Genomic DNA, 21,507 nt, shown 5'->3' on the forward strand with positions numbered 1-21,507 from the left:
AACAAATGAGTGAATCAGAAAAATCCAAAGCCCAACTGGTGATCGTAACCGGACTGGTAGTGCTATATTTTATCTTTAAATCACGTTATCCATATTTATTGATTGCAGCAGCGGCTGTTGGCGTAATTAGTATCGCAATTCCGGTTGCAGGCGATCTGATCGTAAAAGGCTGGTATAAATTTGCAGAAGTACTTGGAGCGATAAATGGTAAAATTTTACTTTCAATTGTATTTTTTATTGTTCTTGTACCAGTAGCGATTATGGCTAAACTTGGAAAGAAAAATCCGCTAGCCTTAAAACGTGAAAGCAAAAAAAGTGTATTTATTGATCGGAATCATAAATACACTTCCAAAGATCTTGAACAGGTCTGGTAAAAATATATCAGCTTACGCTGTTGGAAAGGGTCTGTTTCAGACCCTTTTTTTTCTGCATGCACGGTCATAAAGTAATTGCAGCATACCATCTTTCAAACCAACATCCGGTACATGAATAACCGTGGCTCCGGCCCATTTCATGGCAGAAGTATAGATATCACCGGCCGGGACAATTACATCGGCGCGGTCCGGATTCAATTGAAGTTTATTGATACGCTCAGCAAGTGAAAATTGCGCTATATAGTCACGCATACGCAGGATTTCATCAAGGCTCGTTGAGCTTTCGCTTAACTTGGATGACAAATCGAATAACTTGTTAATGTTCCCACCTGTTCCTACCGCTTCAATAGGTTGGGTGTGATCCACATTTTTGAGAATCCATTCCTGCATTTTCTGAAAAGCAGTTTTAGATTCTTTTCCTTCAAGTAAACGCACAGAACCAAGTTTGAATGACTTGGCAACTATTTTCTGGCAATCCTGGTAAAGGTTAAGTTCAGTACTGCCGCCACCCACATCAATGTGCAGATATTGTCCTTTATCAAGGGATTTTACCACGACATTATTAACAAGTTCTGCCTCACGTTGTCCGTCGATAATTTGTATATGAATTCCGGTTCTTTGCTCAATAAGCGCACGAACTTCATAGCCATTTTCAGCTTCACGCATGGCAGAAGTTGCGCAGGCCATATAATCTTCTACTTCATGAAGTTCCATCAAGAGCTGATAAGAAAGCATCAGTTTGATCATACGATCTTCGCTCAAAGGCGAAATTCGTCCTTCCGTAAACACATCATGTCCAAGGCGGAGCGGAAAACGTACGTACTCAACTTTCTTTAAACGAGTGATTCCTTCGTCATGCAATACCGATGATATTTGCATGCGGGCACCATTGGATCCAATATCTATTGCAGCGAATTTCAAAAGCGAACTATAATAAAGGTGTAATAAAAACCAAAAATAGGGCTTTTCACGAACATCTTTTCATAAAAATGTCCGGAATTGTCCGGACAAAGGTATTTACATTTTTTTGCCTATCTGGTATAACAGCTTAATTTTGAAACCGGGTCCGGTTTTGGATGCTTGCAGAGAAAGCGGATTAAAATAACTGTATAGATATCCTTCGGCCTGAACGACAACCGGATGGAAGCTTTTTTCAATTCCCGCAGAAAAGTTTAATGAATTGATAACTTTCAGGTCAATTTTTTCAGAAGCCTGTTGTATAGTACGAAATGGATCAGGACCAGGACGCGGACCGAAGTTGTAGACGCATTCATACGTGATGTCTCTCTTTGAAGCGACTGTGAAATTTGTACCTGCTCCTACAAAATAAGCAAAGTTATGTGGCAGATTTTGTCTGAAATTTACATTCAATGGAATCTGTTTCAGTGAAGAATTAATATTCAGATTACTGATTTTCAAAGCCATAGGGAGCAAGTGATCTTTCTTAAAATCGGTGCGGTTTCTTTGGTTATATATCGTTTCTGAATAAAAATCTTCCGGTTTTATTTTAACCCAGCTAAATCCGGTGGAAATTGAAAAATTTTTAGAAATTAATACTTCGCCCAGAACGGTTCTAACCTGATTTTTACCTTCCCATTGTTGTGCAAAACCAAAACGGTATGGCACTTTCAAATTGAGTTTAGGGATAGCAGTTTCCGCTTTTTTAGTTGACTCCACTTTTTTGGTCGACTCAACATTTTTTGCTTCTTCCTGAGTTTTAGGTGAATTGGTTGCCAGCAATACATTTCTCACCTGTTTAGGAGAAATGCGGTGAACAAGACCATAATTCATTTTACGCGCAAGTGCAGAAAAATTAGTCTGACCGACAGAAGACTTAACTTCCAGCTGATCGAATTTTTCATCAAGCGTCTTAGTAGAAGCAAGGATCACATTGGTCTGATTGCCGGAATTAGCATTGGCAAAAGAGCCGCCATTTCCGGAATTTCCATTACCGTTAAAACCGGAATTTCTGCCAGAATTTCCCGAAACCGGATTATTTCCATTCCTGCCCGAATAGTTGTTATTACCTGAATAATTATTATTTGCAACTGCGGCCTTATTATTAACAGCAACAGTAGAATTCGATCCTGTAACAGGCTCGAAAGATTTTTTAGCAGCAGAATCGGATTTTCCTTTGTTAGAAAATTTAATGTTATCCGACTGATTGTTGATCGCCACAGCTTCACTTCTGTTATTCAAAGAAGGATTTGAAGTTTCTTCTTCAACAATTCTGCTATCAGATTTTGTGCTGTTTCCTTCATTGACGCTCTGATTTTCATCAGTACCTGCCAATGATTCCTGATTTCTGTATTGCTGCGGAGCAAACCTTTCTTCTTCCTGATTTACAGTTTGATTTTCATAAGATGGTTTTTCAACTTGCTGCTGCTGAACAACATAAATCGTATCTGTTTTATGGACAATAGTTGGCGTATTTTTTATCGTTTCAATCTGGTTTTGCAAAGTTTTTACATCACTTAGCAAAGCATTATTCTGTGAAAGCTGGTTCACATATAAAAAGACCATGACCGAAGAAACTGCTGCCGCCGCCGCATAACCAAACCACGAACTGTACTGCTGCCAAAACGTTGGAGGCGTGTTGGCTTGCATAAAGTTCTGCATTTTCGTCCAGTCATCTTCATGAAATTCGGGCGCAATGCTTTCTAGTTTCCGGCGTATAGTTTTTTCAAATTTATCAGTTTTCATTGCTTTTGAATGACTTTATGCCCCAATCGCTGGGAAAGAGATGAGGATAGTATTGTTTGATCAAGTGTTGTAACCGTGCTCTTGCCCGAACGTAATGCGAGCGTACCGTAGCTTCATTAATTTGCAGTAAATCAGCTATTTCGCGATGGTTATATCCTTCTACCACATAAAGAAGAAAGACGTTTTTATATATTGGCTTTATTTCCTGTATCAGTTTTAAAATTTCATCCGCTGTTATTTGTCCTACAATGTCATCATCAAAACGTGGATAGGGCGCGTCTTCAAGCGACACCATATCTTCATGATGCTTCTTATGCTTTCGGTAATAACTGATTGCCGTATTCACCATAATCGTACGAAGCCACGCTTTGAAAGGATGCGCAGAGTCATACTTATCCATATTGTTGAAAACTTTCAGGAAACCTTCGTTTAATACTTCCTCAGCCTCTTCAGCAGTCGATGTGTAGCGCAGGCAGATACTTTTCGAATAGCTGAAAAAATGCTTATATAAATACCTCTGCGCCTGGTTATTACCAGCTACACATGCAGAAACGACCGTTCCGAAGTCGTTTTCATCGAAAGAAGATTTTTTACCAAATAGCAAAGTTAGGGTGTCAAATTTGTCAGGATATGAATTTGTATTAACTGATACGCCTAAGCCAGCCAGTCTGTTGCAAAAGATCTTCTATTTTGAGAAAATATCTTTGCTAAGATAATATTTTTGCTGCAAAAGCTAATCATGCATTAACGCATTTCCCGGGCGTTATGATATTGATAGTCAGATTAAAAAAGTTTTAAAAAATCAGATTATGTAACTGTCGGATAATTAATGATTACATAAAATTGTAAAATGCAGAGGTAACAATGTGGTGATCGTAAAAAAGTTTTAAATTAAAACTTCATTTTTGCAACAATCCGCACTGACGCGGCGTAATGACCCTTAAACCAGCAAATGTTTTATTGTCGCACGATTAAACAAATTGATTTATGAGAAGGGTAGTTGTATTGCTTGTCGCGTCATTAGGTATATTTATCGCTTCCTGTAGCAAGGATAATTCGGGTATGAGTCCAACGACTGATGCCAGTACGGATTTTAGTCTGGAAACTGTTGCCACAACGGCCGCTCGTTTGGCAATAGAGTCTGATTCAGTAACGACGCATGTCTGCAAAGGCAAATTGACGGAGGTTGCGGTAGCGGATCTTGCCTCTGCAATTACAACTTATATTTCAACGACTTACCCGTCATCGACTATTAAATTTGCGGCGACAGATCAGAGTGGCAAGATTGTTGTAACGATACTTTTAGCGGACGGAACCACACCAAAAGGGTTGATATTCAACGCAGATGGTACATTTAAAGAAGAATTAAAGCATTTTGAAAATAAAGCAAAACTGACGGAAGTAGCTGTGGCAAATCTTCCGGCTGCTATAACATCATACATTACAACAAACTATGCAGGTGCTGAAATCAAGAAAGCTGGTACCAATGCGGGTGGACAATATTTTGTGGGGATAGTACTTGACAGTAAAGTTAAAGTATTACTATTCAACGCAGATGGTACTTTCAATAAGGAGTTGGACAAACCAGCCAAAGGAGGACCGAAAAAGCATTAAAGAATTTTGTTAGGGGTGAGTTGGAATACGGGGCCGGATCTTCTGGTTCCGTATTTATTTTTTCAGTCAATAATTAAAAGATTATCCAAAGGCTTTTTCTCAATTTTTTTGCCCATCATTTCTCCCAAAGAATCTTCAATTGTCTGACAGATTGCGTTTAAAGCCAGATCATTTTTTTCAACACCAAAAGGTTCTTCAATTTCCGTTACAATAGCATCAAGTGCAATAAATGTGTAACCAATAAAGGTGACGATCAGCGGCGTCATCCATCCGATGCTGTCAACCAGCCCAAAAGGCAGCAAAAAACAATAAATGTAGATAGTACGGTGTAAAACGACGCTATAAGTATAGGGAATGGGCGTATTGGAAATGCGTTCACAGCCACCCAGAATATCAGAAAGCCGGTTCAGATTATTATCAATAGCAACCTGCACAATGGTATCGATTTTATCTTCCTTTTTGTTTCTGTAAATCCACTGGCCCAGTTCTCTGATAATGATGGCAGGCTTGAATTTTACAGTTTCCAGCGATTTGGCAAATTCCGGTTTTAGTAAACGCTGAAAATCCTCGCCCGGATCTGTCTGGCGAAGCTGATGTTTTAATGCATAGGCAAAGGCAATAATCAGGTTTACAAAATCCTGAATATCCGCATGATTTTTTTCTGCATCGCCCAAGGTTAATGCCTGTCTGGTCAGAGAGCGTGCATCGATCAATAAGCCTCCCCACAATTTTCTGGCTTCCCAAAACCGGTCATAACTGGCGTTGTTACAGAATCCCAGGAAAATAGCCAGTGCCAGACCAATTAAGGTAAAAGGAGCAATATTTAAAGGAATTTTGTAATGAAATAATTCTCCATGGAAATAGACAACAGTTGAAGAGAGAAGAAAAAGTGCAATTAACCGGGGAAGGATTTCTGGCAATACAGAGCCTCGCCATACAAAGAGCATCCTGAACCAGTTGAGTTTTTTTCTGATGATCATTTTAAATTCAGCGACTCTTAATTATTTCGTTTTGGAATCCAGCATTTCAATTTCAGAAGTATTTTTTATTTCTCCCATCACAAATAAACTGTGGGAACTTCCGATATTTTCCAGCGATCCAAGTTTTTGCATCAGGAAATGCTGATACTGCGACATATCATTCACAACGATTTTTAACAGAAAATCATAATCTCCTGAAATATTAAAACATTCCATTACTTCCGGCATTGCCAAAACCGCTTTGACAAACTTTTCACCCATCGTCAATGAGTGTTCTTTCAGAGCGATGTTACAAAAAACCATCAGTTTTTTGCCAACTTTTTCACGATCAACCAGCGCAACATATTTTTTGATTATGCCTTCTTTTTCCAGTCGCCGTATACGCTCATATACAGGTGTGTATGAAAGATTTAATTTTTCTGACAATTCACGCGTTTTCAACGTAGCATCCTGTTGCAGATAGTGGAGTATTTTGCAATCCGTATCGTCCAGATTATACATAGATAGATTATCTTTACAATTCCATTTTTTACTTCAAATGTAGATAAATAATTTACCCGATGCTGAAAAAGCAGACTAAGCGTCTATTTTTTTTCAATTTTTTGAATAAAACATCTATCAACGTAAATTTGTATTGTGGATTTCCTGCGGCCAGCGTCGTATGAAGTTTTGCAGATTAAGAAAATGGCGAAATTATTTTTTCGGACTACGATTAAGATATAATGATAACAGCTCAGAAGTTTGACATTCGTGAAATATTGAAAGAACGTATTCTTGTGCTTGATGGTGCAATGGGTACGATGATTCAGCGCTATAAATTAGAAGATTACGATTACAGCGGAGAAAGATTCAAGGATTGGGGTCATGATGTGAAAGGTAATAATGATTTGCTTTCATTAACGCGCCCTGATGTGATCAAGGAAATTCACGCCGCTTATTTTGAAGCCGGTGCGGATATCGCTGAAACAAATACATTTTCAGGAACGACCATTGCCATGGCAGATTATGGTATGGAAGAACTGGTTTACGAATTAAATTTTGAATCAGCCAGAATTGCGCGTGAAGTTGCTGATGATTTTACAGAACGTGAACCGGATAAACCGCGTTTCGTTGCCGGTTCTATCGGACCAACAAACCGGACCGCTTCCTTATCACCTGATGTAAACAATCCTGGTTACCGTGCGATTACTTTTGATCAGCTGGTGACTGCCTATTATGAACAAATAAAGGGTTTAACGGATGGAGGTTGCGATCTTCTTCTGGTTGAAACTGTTTTTGATACATTGAATGCAAAGGCAGCGCTTTTTGCGATTGATAAATTTTTTACGGATGCCAAAAACGGATTGGTAGAAGTTTTACCAAGCTGGAAAACCGGTGCCGACGGATTTTTACCTATCATGGTTTCCGGAACGATTACAGATGCTTCGGGCCGTACACTTTCGGGACAAACTACGGAAGCATTTTTGACTTCAATATCACATTTACCGCTTTTATCGGTTGGTTTAAACTGTGCTTTGGGTGCTGACTTGATGCGTCCCTATGTACAAATTCTGGCAAACAATTCGCCTTTTTATACTTCGGCTCACCCCAATGCAGGTTTGCCAAATGAAATGGGTGAATACGATGAATCACCGGAACAAATGGGTGAAGTTATTGACGGGTTTTTGAGGGATAACCTTATCAATATTATCGGAGGATGCTGCGGAACTACGCCGGGACATATTCGCGTGATTGCGGATCTTGCCGGGAAATACAAGCCAAGAGAAATTCCAAAATCTGAAAAAACATTAAAGCTTTCTGGTCTGGAACCGATGGACATTACCAAAATGACCAATTTTGTCAATATTGGTGAGCGTTGTAATGTTTCGGGTTCTAAAATGTTTGCCAGACTTATCCGTACCGGAAAGTTTGATGAAGCCTTGGCCATTGCCCGTGATCAGGTAGAAAACGGTGCGCAGGTTATTGACATCAACATGGATGAGGGTATGATTGATGGCGTGGAAGCAATGAAAACTTTCGTGAACCTGATCGCTGCTGAACCTGACATTTCGCGCGTACCGCTCATGATCGATTCCTCGAAATGGGAAGTGATTGAAGCTGGTTTGAAATGTACCCAGGGAAAAGCCATTGTTAACTCGATATCATTAAAAGAAGGAGAGGAGAAATTTAAAGAATCTGCAAGAGCAGTTTTGCGTTACGGCGCTGCTGCTGTGGTGATGGCTTTTGATGAAATCGGACAAGCGGATAATCTCGAACGAAGAAAAGAAATTTGTTCAAGGGCTTACCGAATTCTGGTGGATGAAGTTGGTTTCCCGCCACAGGATATCATTTTTGACCCAAACATCCTGACCGTTGCGACGGGGATGGAGGAACATAATAACTATGCGGTAGATTTTATTGAATCTGTCAAATGGATTAAAGAAAACCTGCCTTATGCAAAAGTTTCCGGTGGTGTTTCCAACGTATCATTCAGTTTCCGTGGAAATGAACTGGTTCGTGAAGCAATTCATACGGCCTTTTTATATCACGCCATCAGAGCCGGTATGGATATGGGCATTGTAAACGCCGGTCAGCTTGGTATTTATGATGAAATTCCAAAAGACATTCTGGAACTGGTTGAGGATGTACTTTTAAACCGCAATGCAGAAGCAACTGAAAAACTTGTAAGTTTTGCCGAAACGGTAAAAGACAAAGGAAAAGTAGCGACCGGCCCGGATCTTAGCTGGAGAGAATTGCCAGTGAGAGAGCGGATCAGCCATGCTTTGGTAAAAGGCAATGCTGAGTATATTGAGATAGATGTTGAAGAATGTCTTCCAATGTTTTCGCGTCCTTTGGAAATCATCGAAGGTCCGCTGATGGACGGGATGAGTATTGTCGGAGATTTGTTTGGAGAAGGAAAAATGTTTCTTCCCCAGGTTGTGAAATCTGCCCGTGTAATGAAAAAAGCGGTGGCATTTTTACAACCTTATATAGAAGCAGAAAAACAGGAAGGATCGTCTTTCGCAGGAAAGATTTTGCTGGCTACCGTAAAGGGAGACGTGCATGATATTGGAAAAAATATTGTGGGTGTTGTACTGGGCTGTAACAATTATGAAATCATCGATCTTGGCGTAATGGTACCAACGGACAAAATCCTGGCGGCTGCTATTGAGCACAATGTTGATATCATAGGTCTTTCCGGATTGATTACACCGTCACTGGACGAAATGGTTGGTGTTGCAAAAGAAATGGAACGCCGTCATTTTAAAATGCCGCTTTTGATTGGCGGTGCAACGACTTCCCGTATTCACACAGCCGTAAAAATCGATCCGAATTATTCTGGCGCTGTTATTCACGTGCTGGATGCTTCAAGATCAGTGCCGGTTGCCGGGAAATTGATTCAGAGTGATTTGAGCCAGGCGCAGGTTTTGACTGATATCAAAGGAGAATATGCAAAACTTCGTGATGATCATGCAAAGAGAGGTGGAGAAAAAGCGCATCATTCCATTGAGAAATCGCGTGAGAATAAGGTAAAGATTGACTGGAAAGATTTCAAGGCAATCAAGCCTCAGTTTTTAGGAATGCGTGTTTATGACGATTATGATCTTGCTGAAATATCAAAATATATTGACTGGACGCCATTTTTCCAAACCTGGCAGCTGCATGGGAAATATCCTAAAATATTTGAAGATAAGGTCGTTGGAGAAGAAGCAACACGATTATTTGAAGATGCAGCCGTACTTCTTGGACAAATTATTCGTGATAAAAGTCTGAAAGCACGTGCAGTACTTGGTTTCTGGCCGGCGAATTCTATTGGTGATGATATCGTTTTGCATCATTACGAAGAAGAAGTAAAACAAACTTCGTGTGAACGTCACGGTTCGCATGAGCATATTGAATACAAGATTAGTCAGCACACGCTTGAACAGGTGAACGGCGGCGAATTGGTGAATGATACAATGAAAGTGTTACATCATTTGCGCCAGCAAACGGAAAAAGCGAAAGGTTTGGCCAATTATTGTTTGTCTGATTTTGTAGCACCACTGGAAAGCGGTCATCTGGATTATATAGGAGGTTTTGCCGTTACTGCCGGAATCGGGATTGAAGCTTTAATTGAAAAATTTGAAGCTGATCATGACGATTATAACAGTATCATGGTAAAAGCCTTGGCCGATCGTTTGGTAGAGGCCCTGACTGAGCTGATGCACGAACGTGTGCGAAAGGAAATCTGGGGACATTCTCCGGAAGAGGATTTTACGAATGAAGAGCTGATCAAAGAAGCGTATACCGGTATTCGTCCGGCGCCAGGATATCCTGCAAGTCCAGACCATACTGAAAAACGTATGTTGTTTGATTTGCTTGAAGCTGAAAGACTGGGGATTACGTTAACCGAAAGTTATGCCATGTATCCTGCGAGCAGCGTGAGCGGATGGTATTTTTCACATCCGGAAAGTCGGTATTTCCCGGTTGGGAAAATCTTTAAAGACCAGGTTGAAGATTATGCAAGAAGAAAAAATATGCCGCTGGAAGAAATTGAAAAATGGCTTGCTCCGGTTTTAGGCTATTAATAGTAGTAAGGTTCAATTTTGCAGAAGAGAGTCGGGAAGCCGGCTCTCTTTTTTTTGTCGTAATCCGAATCGTTACTTTTCACGTAGATGTACGTACAGATATTGGGTATTACTACGCTATTTTTTGTAAAAAATATTTAAAACCTTTGTAAGATGCTGATACTGTTTATGATGTATCAACGTTTGTATTTATAGCCAGGAAAAATTTAAGAAACACCAGCATACACATCATCATGAAAAGGAATATTTTAATTTTTGTTTTTCTGATTTTAGCCGCTACTTCTTTTAAGTACAGGTCTAAAACACAAGCAGGTATTTTGAACCCGGATTCAAGAGTACTTATCGAGCAAACGGCAGATTCATCGAATGATCCCGTTACAATTGTAAAAACGGAAAATGATGAAATTAGAAGTCTTGATAATCAGGAACGGGAAGCATATATTAAAAAAGATACGGTTACGCTTTCCCGCTTATGGTCCCCAAATCTTATTGTGACAAATCCAGATAACAGTGTAAAAACGATTTCTGATATCAAAAACGATTTTTCAAAGTCCTCAAAGTCAATTCCAGCTTTCGATCGGATTATTGAAAAGATTACTATAAATGATAATGTGGCTATCGTAATGGGTCATGAAAATGCCATAACTTCAAACGCTTTGGAGTTTAAAGAAAAAAATATCAACAGAAGATTTTCCAATATCTGGATGAAAGACGGAAGTACCTGGAAACTTGCTGCACGCCAGGCAACTAATATCTCCGACAAATAACAAAGCGGACTCTTGTATTACCACATATTATTTTCATTAATTTCTTGTAGGAAAACTATAAGATATTAAGTGAAAAATTTATTGTTTATCCGGGATCGGTAAAAACTCAATATCTTATTTCGCATAACCTGTAACTTACATAAGAATAGTTTGTTATTTTGCATCTTGGTTTTGTGGGTAACAAATAATTTTCATGGAAAGATTTACTGGTCTGTTTGGTATTGCATTGATTTTGGGGATTGCTTTCGCAATGTCAAACAATCGTAAAGCAATAAATTATCGTACTGTTGGTGTTGGTCTGGCAATCCAGTTTGGGCTCGCAGTATTTATTCTCCGCACCGATACGGGTCAGGCCATTTTTCAGTGGTTAGGAGCAAAGGTTCAAAAATTACTTTCTTTTTCAGATAAAGGTGCTGATTTCGTGTTTGGTACGCTTGTTCGTCCTGATTTAATGCAGAAGGCATTTGGACCAGGAAATGATTTTGTGTTTTTCTTCAAAGTAATTCCGACCATTATTTTCGTGGCGGTTCTTGTCAATATGCTTTACCATTTAGGCATTATGCAGCGTGTAGTTTCCATCATGGCGCGCGGCGTATATTGGTTGATGGGTGTGAGTGGTGCGGAAGCAGTTTCCAATGTTGCGAGTACTTTTGTGGGTCAGGTTGAGGCGCAGATCATGATCAAGCCTTACCTGAAAAATATGACGAATTCGGAACTTCTGGCTTCAATGACAGGAAGTTTTGCCTGTATCGCTGGTGGTGTTATGGCGGTTTATATTTCTCTTGGCGTGCCTGCTCCCTATTTAATTGCGGCCAGTTTAATGGCTGCTCCAGGAGCATTGGTAATCTCCAAAATCGTATTTCCTGAAACAGAACAATCGAATACAAAAGGTGCTGTAAAACTTGAAATTAAGAAATCCCACGCTAATTTACTGGACGCAATTGCAGCAGGAGCGGGTGAAGGTTTGAAAGTTGGATTCAATGTTATTGCGATGTTGATCGGGTTTATCGCATTGGTAGCGCTTCTTGATTATTTGTTGGGTTTAATTGGAGGTATTTTTTCTTTCCCACAACTAAGTTTCAATTTCGTTCTGGGTAAAATATTTTCTGTTTTTGCCTGGGCGATGGGTGTTCCTTCGAAAGATATCGAAGCGGCCGGTTCTTTGATGGGTACTAAAATGGTAATCAATGAATTTGTTGCTTATCTGGATATGGTAAAGATGAAAGAAACGCTGGATCACAAAACAATCGTGATCACCAGTTTTGCATTGTGCGGTTTTGCCAATTTTAGTTCAATCGCGATTCAGGTTGGAGGAATTGGAGAATTGGCTCCATCACGCCGGGCAGATTTGGCGCGTCTGGGTTTTAAGGCTCTAATCTGCGGAACGCTTGCTTCTTATATGTCGGCGACTTTGGCGGGATTGCTTTTGTAATCGTTATTAACTTATTGAAATTCTTGAAAGAGTTGGCTTTTCAAAAGCTGACTCTTTTTCTTTTTTGGGATTCGTGAGATTAATTATATTTCTACCAACTTCAACCGAATTGCTTCCAAAACCATCCCAACCCTGCTTTTGACATTCATTTTTTGAAAAACAGATTCACGGTAGCCGTCAACAGTTCTGGGACTTACACACATCTTATCGGCTACCTCAACGTAAGTCAGGTCACTGCATGAAAGCGTGATGAAATTAATTTCCCGTTCATTCAGGCCAAGCTTGTCCAATGGACTTTGTAAAGAATCAGGGTTCAGACTTTTGATCAGTTGGCTTGTTATATATTCTGTGTAATAAAAACCTTTTTGAACAATTGAATCCAGCGCTTGTTTTAATTCATGCGGTTTACAGCCTTTCAAAAGATACCCACGTGCACCATTCCGAAGCATTTTGACGATGGATTCTTCCTTATCATTCATCGAAAGAGCAAGGATCTTGATTTCCGGATAGTTATTTTTAAGCCATGAAGCCGTTTCGTAGCCGTCCATTTCAGGCATATTGATATCCAGCAATACGATGTCCGGAATCATTTTAAGCTTGATTCGGTGAATTAGTTCTTTGCCGTTGGATACTTCATACAGTACCTCATACTCCTCATATTTCTGCACTAACCCTGAAAGTGCTTTTGCCATCAATTCATGATCGTCAACAATAGCAATAGTTTTTGTTGTGATGTTCATGTTAGGAATGTACTTAATATGTGTTGTCTTAAATTAGGTGTTAACACTATTCTTTATTGGTACTTCAATGTCAAGAAATGTGCCTTTTCCAATGGAAGATTCCAAATTGCATTTGGCACCAATCAGCTCACAACGCCGAGCCATATTACGAAGGCCGGCTCCTGAATTAAGGAGGTTGTGCGTTGTAACTTTTTCATAATCAAATCCTTTTCCGTCGTCCGATAAAGTCAGGTTGAAATGTGCCAAGCCATAATTCAATTTCACAATAATATTCTTAGCCTCTGAATGTTTGAGCGAATTATTTAGAAATTCCTGAAAAATACGGAACAAAATTATTTCACGCTCATAACCCAAAGTATACGACTCTCCGGTTAAAGTAATTTCTGTTTCAAATTTTTTAGTTTTACGGATTCGCTGTAATTCATGCGTCATGCTTTCCTGCAAGCCAAATTGTTGCACAAAATCACCATCCAGACTTTTGGTTAGCGAGCGTAGATCCTGAATTGACTGACCAATGATTTCATTTGTTTGTTGAATATATTCCTGGCTTTCCGGTTCTATACCAATTCCCTCCAGAATATTGAGATTGATCTTCGCAACAGAAAGTAACTGGCCAATATTATCATGCAATTCCTCGCCAACTTGCTGGAGGGTTGAGTTTTGGACTTCTATTTGGGATTTGAGGATTTCCTGGGAGAATTGGGCTTGGAGGGTTGCTTTTTCCAGATCATTATTCATCTGACGTCTTCGGAAAATAAATAAAAAGATAATAATGTAGGTACCAAGCAGCAATAAAATTGCAGTCAACGAAATCACCATTAATGCTACATTATCATTGCTCATAAGAGAGTTTGGAACTTTTATTGTCGAGAAATAGTCCGATCCCGACCAAGAAATAATAAATAATATTTAAGAATCGATTAATTAAATAAAGGTCTGATGCTAATTTCATTGAGATCTTGATCCATTCCGAAATAAATCCTATGACTATAATGTTACCTGTGAAGAAAAGTAATCCTCCGATCGAGAACCAAAATAACGCATCATGTTTAAAAGAGAACTTATCCGCAATCAACGACTGGCGAATGAATTCCAGAATGTAAAAAACTATTAGAAGGCTAAATAGAATAAAGTTGTAAGAATTGAATTCGGATATTTTTTGAACCAGAAAAAAATTACAAATTCCAAAAGCTATTGATAGGAGATAAGATCCTGCCAATAGCCTTTGTGCAGTTTTTATTTGAAATGAACGGTAATAAATAAAGGAGATAATTGTAAACTCAATTAACAAATAAATGTTTATTGACCAGGCGTTATTTGATTTTTGAATTATAATGCAATAGCGGCTATATATTTCTATCATCAAAATAATAAGTAACAGCCAAACGATATTTTTATAATGATTTTCCGACAAGTTTTTATATCGAACACATCCAATTATCAGAGAAGCTGCAACAATTCCTAAATAAGTGTAAAAAATTACAATGTCTAAAATTACCATTTTTGATAGCTAATTGGATCTTTACCAATTTTAGCTAAAAGTTAATGAATAACAACATTCAGCTGACATTTCGGAGGACATAAAGATCCGACCTCTAATCCTTCATCTGATCGTATTCCTCCAACGCTTACTGCGTCTTTATCATCTAGACATTCTCTGTGTTCGCCGTCATGATCTTTTATTGGTTCGGCAAGTACTAGAATAGCAGTTTGCTGTCTTAAATATAGGAAGACATCTTCTTTGGGAACACCCATAGCGGTTAGCTCCTGAGGTATATTACTATGTGCCCCAAAATAGATTCTTAATTCATATTTGTCAGGAGTACGCCAATCAAAGTTATTTGCTTTAAGTAAATCCAATACTTCTTGAATAGTAAAAGAGACTGATTTAGAATCATATTCCGATCTCAAACATTGAAAATCCCCGGCATCGCTTTTCTTCTTAAATGTTTCACGGAAATTGTCCACAAGCGATTGAATTTCTTTTTTCGTGATTCCGTGTCCATCAATTTTCTTTTCGTCGCTTACTATGGTAATTGGCATAAATAAGTTGTTTAGGGTGGTAGAATAGTTATATAAGGCTTTTTGCAAAAATCTTTGTTGTCTCAATTTGTTAAAAGAAGGAAAAGACCCTTTTATTGACCGTATTTTTACCCATTTGAAAAATTCTATGTTTTCAATATTTAGATCTTCTTATTTTTTGATACTTTTCAATCAATTTATATCAGCTTCTTTCTTTCGTCAGGCTTATTCTTCACATAGGAGTAATGAATTAACCACTTTATTTAATGTTTCAAAATCCTGCACTTAGGTTCAAATTATTATGATTGATCAAAATACGGGGACCTGCCAAATTCGGTATTGATTTAGCTTTAAAAACTATATTGTCTAAATAACAAAAATTTTAAAATGGGTAATGAAATATATGTCTATGCCATTCTCTAATATCAAAGATGGCTCCTTTCCTAGATCTTTCCACTTGACTGAAACCAGTTTTATTGGATTCTTTCGATAATTCAAAAGACTAATGTTTGGGTCTCCGATGGGATGATTTCAAAATTTAAAATTGGAGATTATCCCAACCACTTTACCGCTAAAATACGGGATGAGTTAGCGTATTTTTCTTCTTGAACAGGGCTGGCGTTTGACTGAATTTTGTGAATATCAAACTCACCTAAATTTCAATACCATGCGAATTTTATATCTAATAGGACTTCTTACAGTCTTAGGTTTATCTGTTAAGGCGCAAGAAGTTTTAATGAATTCAGCAAAAAACACGGGGTTAACAGAAAATTTGAAGCTAAAAAAAGTTTCAATAGACTCACTTAATATCAAACCGGCCGAATTAAATGCGTTTACAAATTCTTCAAAGACAGTATTAAAATTCTCCAATGAAGATTTTGCCAAACCTGGTGTTACAAAAGATTCATTGAAATCCCTGAATGTACAGTCATCACAAATATTTTTGAAATTTGATGAATTTAAAAGGGATTCTGTAAAAATACATGGGGAATTAAAAAAGATTAGAGCTCAAAAAGACTACGCCGCAAAAAAAGCTGATGAAGCGGAAAAACTAAAAAAAATTGCGGATGAAGCCAGAAAAAATCTGGAAAATCAGATCAAAATATTTACTGTTTTATCTGGTAAAGCTGCATTTATTAACTCAAGTATTAACTCGCTTCAATCCAATCTTTTAAAGTTAGATTCTGTAAATAACTTGTCTGATTCACTGAAAATATTAAGCAAGAAGTTAATACCGGATTTGAGAACAAAACTAGGTAAGAATATTTTTGTCCTGGGAAGTATGCACACCCTGTTTGATAGCTCGTTTAGCCTTAAAACAAGACAGGAGATTAATGATAGTTTATCGGATATTAGTGTAAACTATCAGATTTTAAATCAAGATGCGACAGATTTATTAAAAGATGTTGAAAAAGAAATGACTAGTCGTGATGACAGGGCTATAAATATTAAAGATCTACAATCGAGGTTAAAAACTCTGTTCGAATTGGTGAATCGTAAGGTTGATCTAAAAGATGTAGCTATTTTGACTCAGCAGGACAGTTTATTGAAAAATATTCAAAGTTCTATCGACATTATTGACAATCAGGTCAAAACAAAATTAGGTCTTGTTAAGAGTGACAAGGAATACAGAAAGTTGATAGAGCGGTATTTGTATCAATATAAAGAGTATAATAGAAATTCTAAACTTTTTGAAGATTTTCAGAAAAGAAGATTTAAAGAATTAAAGAAGAAAACCAGAGATAAAGGTGACGAAATGGATTTTGGAGCTCTTCCAAGTATTTCTCAATTGATAGGTCAAACAAGAGCATTAAATTTAAATATAAGTGTCCTTGGTTCGTATTCAACTTCAAACGATACCATCAGAACGAGTTTTGAGACCCGTTTATTCACCGGTACAATTCCTAAGGAATTAATTAATCCAAGATCACTTTTTATACCTGAAATAAGTTCTTTCGGTGTTCAGGTTAAGTATTCTGTTGGATGGGAGACACGTAGTAATTTTGGGAACAACAGTTATTTGAATCATAAAGGGTTAAACTTCGAGGTTAACCTTTTAAATAAAAAAATACTTATAGACAGTTTGTTTAAATCTGGTGATGATTTAAACAATTTTGTCGCTCATTTTAAAGGTGGTTTTGAGCAAGTAATTGTAAAGGAGCGTATGAGTGTATATGTCAATGCAAGTTGGCTCAGTTTTATAGATAATGTCAGTAATTTTCATTCTCAGTATGATCGATACTTAAAGGTGAAAAATAAGAATTCCTATTGGTTTGGAGATTTTGGAGCAAGATTCTTATTATTACCTGGAACGGCAGCATCCGATATTAAGACGGGAGGTTTAAGTATTTACGCCGATATAAATTTCATTATTCCGGGAAGTTGGGGGAGAAATATAATTCAAACAAATGATAAGCTACTCACCATAGTGAAAATTGGAGTGAAAAAAAGTTTAGGAGTGATTCATAGATAATGATAGTCACCCGTGGCACGATTATATTCGCACCCAAATCACACGCGAAAAATAATCAAACCATAAACCTCCTATGAAACAAATCAAGTTCATCTTCAAACTATTATCCGACAGTTTCAGTGAATTTATGAATGACAATGGACTCAAACTGAGTGCTGCGTTATCTTATTATACCGTTTTTTCTCTTGCACCAATGCTTTTGGTGATCATTTCGGTGCTCAGTATATTTTTCGGAAGGGATGCTATCCAGGGCGAATTATTTGACCAGATCCGCGGATTGGTAGGCGATAATGCAGCAGCACAGTTACAGGAAATTTTGAAAAATGCGCAGGTTTCAAATAAATCCGGTGTGGCTGCCGCTATTGGAATTGGTACTTTATTAGTCGGTGCAACCGGGGTTTTTGCTGAAATTCAGGATTCTATCAATTATATCTGGTCAATCAAATCCAAACCGAAAAAAGGCTGGCTGCAATATTTGAAAAACAGACTGCTTTCTTTTTCTATTATTCTTACACTTGGATTTTTACTGCTGGTTTCCTTGGGCGTTAATGCGATGGTTGATCTGTTGAGTTCAAGATTGCAGCAATACTTTTCAGAAGCGTCGGTAATTCTGTTTTATATTGTCAATCTGGCTGTGGTGCTTGCGATTATTACTTCACTTTTTGCCGTAATCTTCAAGGTGCTTCCGGATGGATTTTTACGTTGGAAAGAGTGTCTGGTAGGCGCAGGTTTTACAGCAGTTCTCTTTCTGGTTGGTAAGTTTGTTATCACTTTTTATATTGGTAAAGCAGATTTGGGAGCAACTTATGGTACTTCTGCTTCCATTGTAATCCTGCTTACCTGGGTCTATTATTCTTCAATTATTTTGTATTTCGGTGCTGAATTTACAAAGGTTTATGCCAAACTGGATGGTGTTGGAATTGCTCCTAATCAGCATGCGGTTTTAGTTGTGAGAAAAGAAATTGATGAAGAAACCGGGAAAGTTGTTTAATTCGTTTCTGCCACGAATACACGAATTTTCACAATGGATTTTGACAGGTATGTCATAAAAAAATCCCTGACCGAATTTAGATCAGGGATTTTTTTATGTCTTTTCAACTTATCTGATTATCAATTCGTAGGGCAATCTGGTTTGCATTCCGCCCATGTTCATCAGTTTTTTGTACATCTTTACATAAGAAGATAATTCACCCAGATTTCTGTCCAGTACTTTGTCCTCCGAATCACCCATCATTTTACCAAGCAATTCTTCAAAAGGCTTTTTCTTTTCAGGGAAGTAACGAACGCGGTAATCTCCTTCGTCTAATTTTGCTGCTTTTGCTGCGATAACGATGGCATCATCAATTCCACCCAAAACATCAACAAGTCCGTTTGCTTTTGCTTCCGTTCCTGACCAAACACGTCCTTGTGCCAGACTTCTCAATTTTTCAACAGGCATTTTTCTGCCCGCTGCTGCTTTTGAAGTGAAATTAGCATAACCTTCATTCACATTTTTCTGGATCATCGACTTTTCAAATTCAGTCATGTCACGTGTTGCAGTTGGCCAGTCGGCGTGTTCGCTGGTTTTTACAGCGTCAAACGTAACACCAAGTTTGTTGTTCATGAAATCTTTTACATTGAAAATCAATCCAAAAATTCCGATAGAACCGGTAATGGTATTTGGCTGCGCAACAATTTTATCACAACCCATCGCCATATAATATCCACCCGAAGCGGCAACATCTGACATGGAAGCAATGATTGGTTTCTTTTTAGATGTTACCTGGATTTCTCTCCACATTACATCCGAAGCAAGCGCGCTTCCACCCGGAGAATTGATACGAAGAACAATCGCTTTGATCTTGTCATTGTCACGTGCTTTTTTCAATTCTTTAATGAAATCATCAGATCCGATTGACTCGTCGCTTCCTTCACCTGAATTAATTTCACCTTCCGCTACAATAACAGCAACGCGGTTGTTGTAATCACCGTCTTCCGGCGTAACGTCCGATTTAATATATTTATCAACACCGATGTAAGAAACATTTTTCTTGTCTTCGATGCTCAATTCCTTTTTAATGCTGTTTTCAAACTCGTCCCAATATCCCAAATGTGTTACCAGTTTGTGAGCCAGGGCCGCTTTTGGATTGTCAATGGTAAGAGAATCTGCAAAACCTTTTAATACCGGAACTTCGATACCACGAGATTTGGAAATATTGGTAAGGAAATTACCATAGATCGCACCGATCAATTCTGCTGATTGTTTCTTGCTTGAATCACTCATATTCTCACGAATAAATGGCTCGATCGCGCTTTTGAAAGAACCAACGCGGAAAATCTCAGGCTTGATATTTAGTTTATCAAATGTTCCTTTGTAAAAGCTGTATTCAGCTGACATCCCGTTCCATTCCATTCCTCCGGCCGGATTCAGGTATATTTTGTCTGATAATGAAGCCAGGTAGTAACCTTTTTCAGAGAAGGATTCGCCATAGGCAACCACAAACTTTTTAGATTTTTTGAATTCCAGAAGCTGGTTTCTGATCTCTTCCAGCGTAGCCCAGCCTGCCTGTGGATTTTCTACTTTAAGATAAATCCCTTTAATCTTGTCATCTTTCTGAGCAATTTTCAAAGCGTCTTTAATGTCTTTCAAACCGGTAACATCTTCATTTCCGGAAAAAGGTCCGCCAAGTTCTGACAACGGATTTTCAACACCAACTTCTGCAATAGGCTTATTGAGATCGAGCTTTAAGACCGATTTATCTTCTACAACAACTTTCTCATCCGAGGAAAGCGCCGAACCTATACCGACAAGAAGAAAAAACGACAGTATAAAGAAAACCAGAATACCGGCGAGGGTTGCGAAGACGTATTTAAAGAATTGTAACATAATGGATATATAGCAATGATTGAGTTTCTCAGTTATTCATTTAACAAAATTAAGTATTTATTGTGCCAGGTAGGTTAACAAATAATGTCCGAAGGCAATTTTAGTGAAATGAATGGTTATATTTTCATGTCAGTAATTCTTTCTTTTTTATTTCAGAGGAAATCCTCGGATTGGCTCGATCAGATTCATTATTTTTGTACAAATTATATCAATGAAAAGAACACTCATACTTGTGCGCCACGCCGCTGCCGAAGACCAGAAATTGATGGTTCGGGATTTTGAACGTGAACTGGTTGGAAAGGGGAAAACGGATTCTTCTGCAATGGGACGATGGATGGCCTCAAAAAATATTTATCCTGACCGATTCATTTCAAGTCGCGCTGCACGGGCGGCACAAACGGCCGTGATTATTGGTGATCAGCTTCATTACCAGGCGGCAGATATTATTCTGGAAGATATCTTGTACGATGGCGGCGCACGTGGTTATCTGGCCGTGGTGAATGCAATTCCTGCGGAAAGTGAAGTGGTTGCACTGTTCGGTCATAATCCGGATATAACTTATTTCGCCGAGTATTTGTCGGGAGCTGATCTGGAATCGATGTCCAAAGGCAGTCTTGTGATCATTGAATTCGATAATCTGGAATGGGCGGAAGTTTCTGCTAAAACCGGGACTTTTATTTTATACCAATCTCCCAAACAATTGCGTGACTCAATTCAGTAATGGAAACTCCAAATCGTAACAGACGGATATTTATCACCGTCTTTATACTCTTCGTGGCATTGTTTATCTACATTTCTTACGACATGTCAAGCCGGACTACGGCTCCCTGGAATAAACCGAAGCAGCTGGAACGGGCGTTGCCGGGGGAACTTCCGGAGAAGGATACCTTGGGGATTGATTCGCTTTTGAAGGAGGTGAAATAGGATTGTCAGGAGATTGTAATTTGTTGTCAGGTTTGGTCAGGAAATGGTCAAGAATTGTCACGGCA

The 21,507-nt window shown here is 38.4% G+C and carries 18 protein-coding genes; 9 read left to right on the forward strand and 9 right to left on the reverse strand.

Annotated elements, in window-relative coordinates; all coding sequences use genetic code 11:
- Positions 1–5: 5 nt before the first annotated feature.
- Positions 6–374, forward strand: a complete 369-nt coding sequence (locus tag IEE83_RS01420; RefSeq protein WP_194118861.1) for an SxtJ family membrane protein — start codon at positions 6–8, stop codon at positions 372–374.
- Positions 375–410: 36 nt separating this feature from the next.
- On the opposite strand, the gene IEE83_RS01425 is transcribed toward IEE83_RS01420, so the two are convergent.
- The 3 genes from IEE83_RS01425 to IEE83_RS01435 form a co-directional block, all read right to left on the reverse strand.
- Positions 411–1,295, reverse strand: a complete 885-nt coding sequence (locus tag IEE83_RS01425; protein ID WP_194118862.1) for a Ppx/GppA phosphatase family protein — start codon at positions 1,293–1,295, stop codon at positions 411–413.
- 96 nt (positions 1,296–1,391) lie between these two features.
- Entirely contained in the window at positions 1,392–3,077 is a 1,686-nt protein-coding gene (locus IEE83_RS01430; protein ID WP_194118863.1) for a hypothetical protein, read from the reverse strand.
- Positions 3,067–3,681 (reverse strand): RNA polymerase sigma factor, encoded by a 615-nt coding sequence (locus tag IEE83_RS01435; RefSeq protein WP_194118864.1) that lies wholly within the window; start codon positions 3,679–3,681, stop codon positions 3,067–3,069. The genes IEE83_RS01430 and IEE83_RS01435 overlap by 11 nt, the downstream gene beginning before the upstream one ends.
- 383 nt (positions 3,682–4,064) lie before the next feature.
- On the opposite strand from IEE83_RS01435, the gene IEE83_RS01440 reads away from it, so the two are divergent.
- Positions 4,065–4,691 (forward strand): hypothetical protein, encoded by a 627-nt coding sequence (locus IEE83_RS01440; RefSeq protein WP_194118865.1) that lies wholly within the window; start codon positions 4,065–4,067, stop codon positions 4,689–4,691.
- A 62-nt stretch (positions 4,692–4,753) separates the two neighbouring features.
- On the opposite strand, the gene IEE83_RS01445 is transcribed toward IEE83_RS01440, so the two are convergent.
- A complete protein-coding gene (locus IEE83_RS01445; protein WP_194118866.1) occupies positions 4,754–5,671 on the reverse strand; it encodes a bestrophin family protein in 918 nt (305 codons plus the stop codon).
- Positions 5,672–5,692: 21 nt separating this feature from the next.
- Positions 5,693–6,172 (reverse strand): Lrp/AsnC family transcriptional regulator, encoded by a 480-nt coding sequence (locus IEE83_RS01450; RefSeq protein ID WP_137340294.1) that lies wholly within the window; start codon positions 6,170–6,172, stop codon positions 5,693–5,695.
- A gap of 221 nt (positions 6,173–6,393) precedes the next feature.
- Here IEE83_RS01450 and metH point away from each other — a divergent pair, with 221 nt between their 5' ends.
- From metH to IEE83_RS01465, 3 genes are all read left to right on the forward strand, one after another.
- Positions 6,394–10,218 carry a methionine synthase gene (gene metH / locus IEE83_RS01455; RefSeq protein WP_194118867.1) on the forward strand — a complete coding sequence of 1,275 codons (3,825 nt, stop codon included), beginning with the start codon at positions 6,394–6,396 and terminating at the stop codon, positions 10,216–10,218.
- A 233-nt stretch (positions 10,219–10,451) separates the two neighbouring features.
- Positions 10,452–10,985: a nuclear transport factor 2 family protein gene (locus IEE83_RS01460; protein ID WP_194118868.1), complete on the forward strand. Its 534-nt coding sequence runs from the start codon at positions 10,452–10,454 to the stop codon at positions 10,983–10,985.
- 193 nt (positions 10,986–11,178) lie between these two features.
- Positions 11,179–12,417, forward strand: a complete 1,239-nt coding sequence (locus tag IEE83_RS01465; protein ID WP_194118869.1) for a NupC/NupG family nucleoside CNT transporter — start codon at positions 11,179–11,181, stop codon at positions 12,415–12,417.
- Between the two features lie 83 nt (positions 12,418–12,500).
- Here IEE83_RS01465 and IEE83_RS01470 read toward each other — a convergent pair whose 3' ends face one another.
- The 3 genes from IEE83_RS01470 to IEE83_RS01480 all read right to left on the reverse strand — a co-directional run bounded on the left by IEE83_RS01470 (position 12,501) and on the right by IEE83_RS01480 (position 15,200).
- The gene (locus IEE83_RS01470) at positions 12,501–13,157 is read right to left on the reverse strand and encodes a response regulator transcription factor (protein ID WP_194118870.1); all 657 of its coding nucleotides are present in this window, start codon (positions 13,155–13,157) and stop codon (positions 12,501–12,503) included.
- A gap of 33 nt (positions 13,158–13,190) precedes the next feature.
- Positions 13,191–14,000, reverse strand: a complete 810-nt coding sequence (locus IEE83_RS01475; RefSeq protein WP_194118871.1) for a sensor histidine kinase — start codon at positions 13,998–14,000, stop codon at positions 13,191–13,193.
- Between the two features lie 699 nt (positions 14,001–14,699).
- On the reverse strand, positions 14,700–15,200 hold the full coding sequence (locus tag IEE83_RS01480; protein ID WP_194118872.1) for a hypothetical protein: 501 nt from the start codon (positions 15,198–15,200) through the stop codon (positions 14,700–14,702).
- 646 nt (positions 15,201–15,846) lie between these two features.
- On the opposite strand from IEE83_RS01480, the gene IEE83_RS01485 reads away from it, so the two are divergent.
- Both IEE83_RS01485 and IEE83_RS01490 read left to right on the forward strand, forming a co-directional pair.
- Positions 15,847–17,652 carry a hypothetical protein gene (locus IEE83_RS01485; protein ID WP_194118873.1) on the forward strand — a complete coding sequence of 602 codons (1,806 nt, stop codon included), beginning with the start codon at positions 15,847–15,849 and terminating at the stop codon, positions 17,650–17,652.
- A 73-nt stretch (positions 17,653–17,725) separates the two neighbouring features.
- On the forward strand, positions 17,726–18,643 hold the full coding sequence (locus IEE83_RS01490) for a YihY/virulence factor BrkB family protein (RefSeq protein WP_194118874.1): 918 nt from the start codon (positions 17,726–17,728) through the stop codon (positions 18,641–18,643).
- 108 nt (positions 18,644–18,751) lie between these two features.
- Here the strand turns inward: IEE83_RS01490 and sppA are convergent, their stop codons facing one another.
- The gene (sppA, locus tag IEE83_RS01495) at positions 18,752–20,518 is read right to left on the reverse strand and encodes a signal peptide peptidase SppA (RefSeq protein WP_194118875.1); all 1,767 of its coding nucleotides are present in this window, start codon (positions 20,516–20,518) and stop codon (positions 18,752–18,754) included.
- 211 nt (positions 20,519–20,729) lie between these two features.
- Between sppA and IEE83_RS01500 the strand changes: the two genes are divergently transcribed.
- Both IEE83_RS01500 and IEE83_RS01505 read left to right on the forward strand, forming a co-directional pair.
- Positions 20,730–21,239: a SixA phosphatase family protein gene (locus IEE83_RS01500; protein ID WP_194118876.1), complete on the forward strand. Its 510-nt coding sequence runs from the start codon at positions 20,730–20,732 to the stop codon at positions 21,237–21,239.
- Positions 21,239–21,442, forward strand: coding sequence for a hypothetical protein (locus IEE83_RS01505; protein ID WP_194118877.1), 204 nt, complete (start codon positions 21,239–21,241; stop codon positions 21,440–21,442). Before IEE83_RS01500 ends, IEE83_RS01505 begins: the two co-directional genes overlap by 1 nt.
- Positions 21,443–21,507: the final 65 nt, after the last annotated feature.

It is taken from the genome of Dyadobacter subterraneus (assembly GCF_015221875.1).
Taxonomy (GTDB): Bacteria; Bacteroidota; Bacteroidia; order Cytophagales; family Spirosomataceae; genus Dyadobacter; species Dyadobacter subterraneus.

What these genes read in the sequence shown, in the direction of transcription:
- IEE83_RS01485 (WP_194118873.1), top strand. Translation starts at nt 15,847, where the DNA reads ATGCGAATTTTATATCTAATAGGACTTCTTACAGTCTTAGGTTTATCT.
- IEE83_RS01470 (WP_194118870.1), bottom strand. Translation starts at nt 13,157, where the DNA reads ATGAACATCACAACAAAAACTATTGCTATTGTTGACGATCATGAATTG.
- IEE83_RS01450 (WP_137340294.1), bottom strand. Translation starts at nt 6,172, where the DNA reads ATGTATAATCTGGACGATACGGATTGCAAAATACTCCACTATCTGCAA.
- sppA (WP_194118875.1), bottom strand. Translation starts at nt 20,518, where the DNA reads ATGTTACAATTCTTTAAATACGTCTTCGCAACCCTCGCCGGTATTCTG.
- IEE83_RS01500 (WP_194118876.1), top strand. Translation starts at nt 20,730, where the DNA reads ATGAAAAGAACACTCATACTTGTGCGCCACGCCGCTGCCGAAGACCAG.
- IEE83_RS01490 (WP_194118874.1), top strand. Translation starts at nt 17,726, where the DNA reads ATGAAACAAATCAAGTTCATCTTCAAACTATTATCCGACAGTTTCAGT.
- IEE83_RS01420 (WP_194118861.1), top strand. Translation starts at nt 6, where the DNA reads ATGAGTGAATCAGAAAAATCCAAAGCCCAACTGGTGATCGTAACCGGA.
- IEE83_RS01475 (WP_194118871.1), bottom strand. Translation starts at nt 14,000, where the DNA reads ATGAGCAATGATAATGTAGCATTAATGGTGATTTCGTTGACTGCAATT.
- IEE83_RS01505 (WP_194118877.1), top strand. Translation starts at nt 21,239, where the DNA reads ATGGAAACTCCAAATCGTAACAGACGGATATTTATCACCGTCTTTATA.
- IEE83_RS01480 (WP_194118872.1), bottom strand. Translation starts at nt 15,200, where the DNA reads ATGCCAATTACCATAGTAAGCGACGAAAAGAAAATTGATGGACACGGA.
- IEE83_RS01465 (WP_194118869.1), top strand. Translation starts at nt 11,179, where the DNA reads ATGGAAAGATTTACTGGTCTGTTTGGTATTGCATTGATTTTGGGGATT.
- IEE83_RS01460 (WP_194118868.1), top strand. Translation starts at nt 10,452, where the DNA reads ATGAAAAGGAATATTTTAATTTTTGTTTTTCTGATTTTAGCCGCTACT.
- IEE83_RS01440 (WP_194118865.1), top strand. Translation starts at nt 4,065, where the DNA reads ATGAGAAGGGTAGTTGTATTGCTTGTCGCGTCATTAGGTATATTTATC.
- IEE83_RS01445 (WP_194118866.1), bottom strand. Translation starts at nt 5,671, where the DNA reads ATGATCATCAGAAAAAAACTCAACTGGTTCAGGATGCTCTTTGTATGG.
- metH (WP_194118867.1), top strand. Translation starts at nt 6,394, where the DNA reads ATGATAACAGCTCAGAAGTTTGACATTCGTGAAATATTGAAAGAACGT.
- IEE83_RS01430 (WP_194118863.1), bottom strand. Translation starts at nt 3,077, where the DNA reads ATGAAAACTGATAAATTTGAAAAAACTATACGCCGGAAACTAGAAAGC.